This window comes from Kitasatospora sp. MY 5-36 (assembly GCF_001182915.1).
Lineage (GTDB): Bacteria > Actinomycetota > Actinomycetes > Streptomycetales > Streptomycetaceae > Kitasatospora.
Genome location: NZ_LFVW01000693.1, coordinates 1 through 5816, shown reverse-complemented (window position 1 = coordinate 5816; position 5816 = coordinate 1). Strand labels below are relative to the sequence as shown.

At 71.0% G+C, this 5816-nt stretch carries 4 protein-coding genes; 1 reads left to right on the top strand and 3 read right to left on the bottom strand.

Translation table 11 applies throughout. The features are described from left to right. Positions 1 to 70: 70 nt before the first annotated feature. From gltX to AE652_RS33775, 3 genes are all read right to left on the bottom strand, one after another. A complete protein-coding gene (gene gltX, locus AE652_RS33785) occupies positions 71 to 1570 on the bottom strand; it encodes a glutamate--tRNA ligase (protein WP_049658606.1) in 1500 nt (499 codons plus the stop codon). Beyond that, positions 1563 to 2363: a fumarylacetoacetate hydrolase family protein gene (locus tag AE652_RS33780; RefSeq protein WP_049658604.1), complete on the bottom strand. Its 801-nt coding sequence runs from the start codon at positions 2361 to 2363 to the stop codon at positions 1563 to 1565. Before AE652_RS33780 ends, gltX begins: the two co-directional genes overlap by 8 nt. 243 nt (positions 2364 to 2606) lie before the next feature. Beyond that, positions 2607 to 2825 carry a hypothetical protein gene (locus AE652_RS33775; protein WP_049658602.1) on the bottom strand — a complete coding sequence of 73 codons (219 nt, stop codon included), beginning with the start codon at positions 2823 to 2825 and terminating at the stop codon, positions 2607 to 2609. A 638-nt stretch (positions 2826 to 3463) separates the two neighbouring features. Here AE652_RS33775 and AE652_RS33770 point away from each other — a divergent pair. Continuing rightward, a partial coding sequence (locus tag AE652_RS33770) for a nitrate- and nitrite sensing domain-containing protein (protein WP_053112416.1) occupies positions 3464 to 5816 on the top strand: 2353 nt, incomplete at its 3' end.

Here is a 5816-nt window from a genome sequence, read left to right as displayed (position 1 = left end):
GCGGCCTGCTCGGCGGCCCGTGGAGGGCCGGTCCGGCAGGGATCCGTCAGAGAGCGCCCAGGAGGGTGCCTCAGGCGGCCGGGAGGGCGTCCAGGGCGGCCCGCAGCCGTCGCAGCGTCTCCGGGCGGCCCAGCAGCTCCATGGACTCGAACAGCGGCGGGGAGACCCGTCGGCCGGTGACGGCCACCCGCAGCGGCGTGAAGGCGAACTTGGGCTTGATGCCCAGCCCCTCCACCAGCGCCTCGCGCAGCGCGGCCTGGATCGGCTCCGGGGTGAAGTCCGCGAGCTCCTCCAGCGCCTTGATGCTGGCCTCCAGCACCGGGCGGGAGTCCGCGGTCAGCACCTTGGCGGCGTCGTCCGCGTCGAGGGCGAACTTCTCCGGCGCCACGAACAGGAAGCCGGCCATGTTCACGATCTCGCTCAGCACGACCATCCGCTCCTGGGTGAGCGGCGCCACCTTGGCGAGCAGGTCCAGCTGCTCGGCGGTGGGCTCGGCCGGCAGCAGCTCGGCGCCCTGGAGGAACGGCACCAGGCGGCGGACGAAGTCCTCCGGGGCCAGCCGGCGGACGTGCTCGGCGTTGATCGCCTCGCACTTCTTCAGGTCGAAGCGGGCCGGGTTGGCGTTCACCTTGGCGACGTCGAAGGCGGCGACCATCTCGTCCATGTCGAACAGGTCGCGGTCCTCGGCCAGCGACCAGCCCAGCAGGGACAGGTAGTTGAGCAGGCCCTCGCGGATGAAGCCGCGCTCGCGGTACAGGTTGAGCGAGGACTGCGGGTCGCGCTTGGAGAGCTTCTTGTTGCCCTCGCCCATCACGTACGGCAGGTGGCCGAAGCGCGGGGTGGTGCCGTCGCCGACGCCGATCTCGGCGAGCGCGGCGTACAGGGCGATCTGCCGCGGGGTGGAGGACAGCAGGTCCTCGCCGCGCAGCACGTGGGTGATGCCCATCAGGGCGTCGTCCACCGGGTTGACCAGGGTGTACAGCGGGGCGCCGTTGGCCCGGACGATCCCGTAGTCCGGGACGTTCTCCGGCTCGAAGGTGAGCGTGCCGCGCACCAGGTCGTCGAAGGAGAGGGTCTTGTCGGGCATCCGGAAGCGCAGGATCGGCTCGCGCTTCTCCAGCTTGTAGACGGCGACCTGCTCCTCCGTCAGCTCGCGGCAGTGGCCGTCGTAGCCGGAGGGCTTGCCGGCCGCGCGGGCGGCCTCGCGGCGGGCGTCCAGCTCCTCGGTGGAGCAGTAGCAGTGGTAGGCGTGGCCGGCCTCGTGCAGGCGGCGGGCGACATCGGCGTAGATGTCCATCCGCTGCGACTGCCGGTACGGCGCGTCCGGACCGCCGACCTCGGGGCCCTCGTCCCAGTCCAGGCCGAGCCAGCGCATCGCGTCGAGCAGCTGGTTGTACGACTCCTCGGAGTCGCGGGCGGAGTCGGTGTCCTCGATCCGGAAGACCAGCGTGCCGCCGTTGTGGCGGGCGTAGGCCCAGTTGAACAGGGCCGTGCGGACCATGCCCACGTGGGGGTTGCCGGTCGGGGAGGGACAGAAGCGAACCCGGACGGCCGGGTCAGTGTTAGCCACGCTTGATCACCTTGTTGGTGAGAGTGCCGATGCCTTCGATGGAGACGGCGACCTCGTCGCCGACGTTGAGGGGGCCCACCCCTGCGGGCGTGCCGGTGAGGATGACGTCGCCGGGCAGCAGCGTCATGGCCTCGGAGATGTGGACGACCAGCTCGGCGACCGAGCGGACCATCAGGGAGGTGCGGCCGGTCTGGCGGAGCTCGCCGTTGACCGTGCAGGTGATCGCGAGGTCGCTCGGGTCGAGGTCGGTCTCGATCCACGGGCCCAGCGGGCAGGCCGTGTCGAAGCCCTTGGCCCGGGCCCACTGGCCCTCGCGCTGCTGGACGTCCCGGGCGGTGACGTCGTTGGCGCAGGTGTAGCCGAGGATCACCTCGGGCACCCGGTCCAGCGGCACCTCGCGGCACATCCGGCCGATCACCACGGCGAGTTCGGCCTCGTGGTGGACGTCCGAGGAGAACGGCGGGTAGGCGATGCTCTCGGTCGGGCCGATCACCGAGGTGGACGGCTTGAAGAAGGTGAGCGGGACGTCCGGGACGTCGTTGCCCAGCTCCGCCGCGTGCGCCGCGTAGTTGCGGCCGACCGCCACGATCTTGTTCGGGAGCATCGGGCTGAGCAGCCGGACGTCCTGGAAGCGGTAGCTCTCGCCGGTGGGCTGGGGCTGGCCGAACGGGTGGCCGGCCAGCGCGTGGACGACCAGCGACTCGGGCCGGGAAGGGTCGCCCTCCACTACGCCGAAGGAGACGCTGCCGGCGGCAGGGCTCCCTTCCCGGACGGAAAACCTGGCAATGCGCACGGCTGGGCTACCCCTCGCTTCGTCGGCCGCCCGGGGCGCGCCCGGGCGCTGGAGGGCTCCCGCCCGCAGTGGGCGCGGCCCCGTCAATCGGCCTCCAGGCTATCGCGTGGGGCCCCGGCTGACCGCTTTGCCCCTGTTCAGGACGGTCGGGACGGAAGCGCGCACCGCGCGACGCCGAGGGCGCCGCCGCCACCGGTGTGACGACGGCGCCCTCGGCGCGGTGCGGTGCGGTGCCGTGCGGGGTCAGTCCTGCGGGACGACGACCGGGGCGACCATCAGCTGGGTGCGGCGCGGGTTGGCCGTGGCGGCCGGCAGCTCGGTGCCGTACGTCAGGACGTCCTCGGGCTTGCGGGCACCCGGGATCGTGCTGAAGTCCTCGACCGAGGCCAGCGTCGTCCGGCGCGGGTTCGCCGTGGGGCGGCAGGACAGCGTGGACTTGGTGGCGTTCTTCGCCTGGGACATCGAGAGCACCTCGTGGTCATGGCCTGGCCGACCGCGGCGGATCGGCACCGGCCTGATGGATTCCGATTGATTCGGAGGGGTTCTGGGCAGGCTGATCGGGGCCGTGCTCCGGAGACAGCCAGGTTACGAGATCTCATTCCATAGAGACCGTGACCAAAGCTACACATTAGACTGTGATTTTGCTCACAAATTGACGAGCAAAATACAGATATCCGACATATCGTCGCTCCGGGACTTTCCGACATTCCACCCGATAAGGGGTATTCCGGAAGGTCTGTGACTCTTCCCGATCCCGGGTCTGCTTGGCATGTATCCGGCGAGTGTCCGAAAAAGGCGGTATTCCGGTCCTGTTACCGCACAGTCAGTGAGATCGCACAAGCGGTCGGTAGCGCCGGACCCCCGGTACCTGCGGCCCTTGTTGGGATTCCCCGGCTGTGCTGGAATGCGACGGACCGTGGGTAGGGAGTGGTCCACCCCGGTGCCCGCTCTCCCGGACCGGCCGGGGGGCGGATGGAAACTCGACACCGTCCAGGCCGTGGCGACGCGGCGGGACGCCCGGTCCAGAGGTTGCGACGCCAGTGCAGGGACGTTTCAAAAGGGGTAGCGGCGCCGCGGGGAACCCGGAGTCGCGCGAGCCTGTGGCAGCCCCCCAACAGGCGGCGGCCCCCGGCGGCCCGGCCGAGCCGGTGACACCCGAGGCCCTCGGGCGGCCGGAGGAGGACGGGCAGGAGCGGAAGTCCGCCCGGGACAAACTCCGGACCTCGCTGACCAGGCGCCGCGCCACCGGTCTGAACCGGCTCGCGATGCGCAACTGGCGCATCCGCACCCGACTGATCGCGCTGCTCGCCCTCCCCGTGATGGTCTCGCTGGTCCTCGGTGGCCTGCGCATCCAGACCTCGATGGAGAACTCGCAGCAACTCGCCCAGATGGCCAACCTGTCCGACCTGGCCAAGAAGGCGACCAACCTCGCGGACGCGCTGCAGACCGAGCGCGACATCAGCGCCGGCCCGATCACCCACGACCCGACCGCCCCGCTGGACGACGACATCGTCGCGGCCCGCAAGTCCACCGACGACCTGAGCCGCACCTTCACCGCGTCCTCCGACAAGTTCGAGAACCTCGAACTGTCCGGCGGCAAGGCGCTGTTGCTCCAGATCCGCAAGGACCTGAACTCGATCGCGGACACCCGCAGCCTGCCGTACCAGAACAACCAGAACATCCAGTCGACGATCACCGCCTACGACGTGATCATCCGAGACCTGCTGTCCATCACCCAGGACATCGCGCTCGCGTCGAACAACAAGGACCTGGTCGTCTCCACCCGCGCGCTCCAGCAGTTCTCGCTGGCGAAGAACGCGACCTCGCAGCAGCGGGCCCTGATCAGCGCCGCGCTCGCCAACCCGAAGACCCCGGACCTCAGCCCCAGCGACGAGTCCTTCGGTATCCGTCTGCGCAGCTCGTACGACAACGCGATCGCGAGCTTCAACAACATCTACACCGCGCACGACCTGGACAACCTGCGCAGCCAGCTGAGCTACAACTCGGTGGTCGCCGACGCCGACCGCTACGCCTCCACGATCCTCACCCAGAGCGGCATCCGCCAGACCGAGGCGGTCAGCTACAAGGACTGGTACGAGAAGGCCAGCTCCAAGATCACCGCCGAGCGCCGGATCGAGTCCAAGCTCATCGAGAACCTGGACGGAAAGGCCCAGGACCTCCAGTCCCAGGCCGACGCCGACGCCCTGATCATCGGTGTCGCGGTCGCCCTGGTGCTGCTCGTCGCCCTCGGTGGCGCCGGTCTGATCGCCCGCTCGATGGTGCGCTCGCTGACCCGCCTCCAGGCCGCGGCCGAGGACGTCGCCGAGCGCCGTCTGCCCGAGCTGGTCAAGACCCTCTCCGAGGCCGACCCGCACGACGTCGACACCACGGTCGAGCCGGTCGCCGTCGACTCCACCGACGAGATCGGCCACGTGGCCCACGCGTTCGACATGGTGCACAGCGAGGCCGTCCGCCTCGCCGCCGAGCAGGCCCTCCTGCGCGGCAACATCAACGCGATGTTCACCAACCTCTCGCGCCGCAGCCAGGGCCTCATCCAGCGCCAGCTGTCGCTCATCTCCGAGCTGGAGAGCCGCGAGGCGGACCCGGACCAGCTGGCCAACCTCTTCAAGCTGGACCACCTCGCGACCCGCATGCGCCGCAACGGCGAAAACCTCCTCGTCCTCGCCGGTGAGGACCCGGGCCGCCGCTGGACCAGGCCCGTCCCGCTGGTCGACGTGCTCCGCGCCGCCGCCTCCGAGGTGGAGCAGTACGAGCGCATCGAGCTCGCCGCCGTGCCGTCGGCCGAGGTCGCCGGCCGCGTCGTCAACGACCTCGTCCACCTGCTCGCCGAGCTGCTGGAGAACGCCACCTCGTTCTCCAGCCCGCAGACCCGCGTCCGGGTCACCGGCCACGCGCTGCCGGACGGCCGCGTCCTGGTCGAGATCCACGACACCGGCATCGGCCTGAGCCCCGACGACCTCGCCGAGATCAACGAGCGCCTCGCCAACCCGCCGACGGTGGACGTCTCGGTCTCCCGCCGCATGGGCCTCTTCGTGGTCGGCCGCCTGTCCCTGCGACACGGCATCCGCATCCAGCTCCGCCCCAGCGACTCCGGCGGCACCACCGCGCTGGTCATGCTCCCGGTGGACGTCACCAATTCGGGCGACCGCCGCGGCGCCGGCCGGCCCGGCTCCGGCCAGGGCAAGCAGCAGCGCGGGGTCACCCCGACGCCGCGCCAGCAGCGCCAGGTGCCGCCCGGCCGCCAGAACGGTCCGGCCGCGCTCGGCCAGGGCGGTCCGGCCGCCAGTGCCCCGCAGGGCGGCCGTCCGCAGCTCGGCCAGGGCGGTCCGGGCGCTCCGACCGGTCCCGGTCCGCAGGGCGGCCCGGGCGCGCAGGGCGGTCCCGGTGCGCCGGGCGGTCCGGGTGCGTCCGGCGGCGGTCTGCCGACCCGCA

Coding starts and splice junctions, on each gene's coding strand:
- AE652_RS33775 (WP_049658602.1), bottom strand. CDS start 2,825: ATGTCCCAGGCGAAGAACGCCACCAAGTCCACGCTGTCCTGCCGCCCC.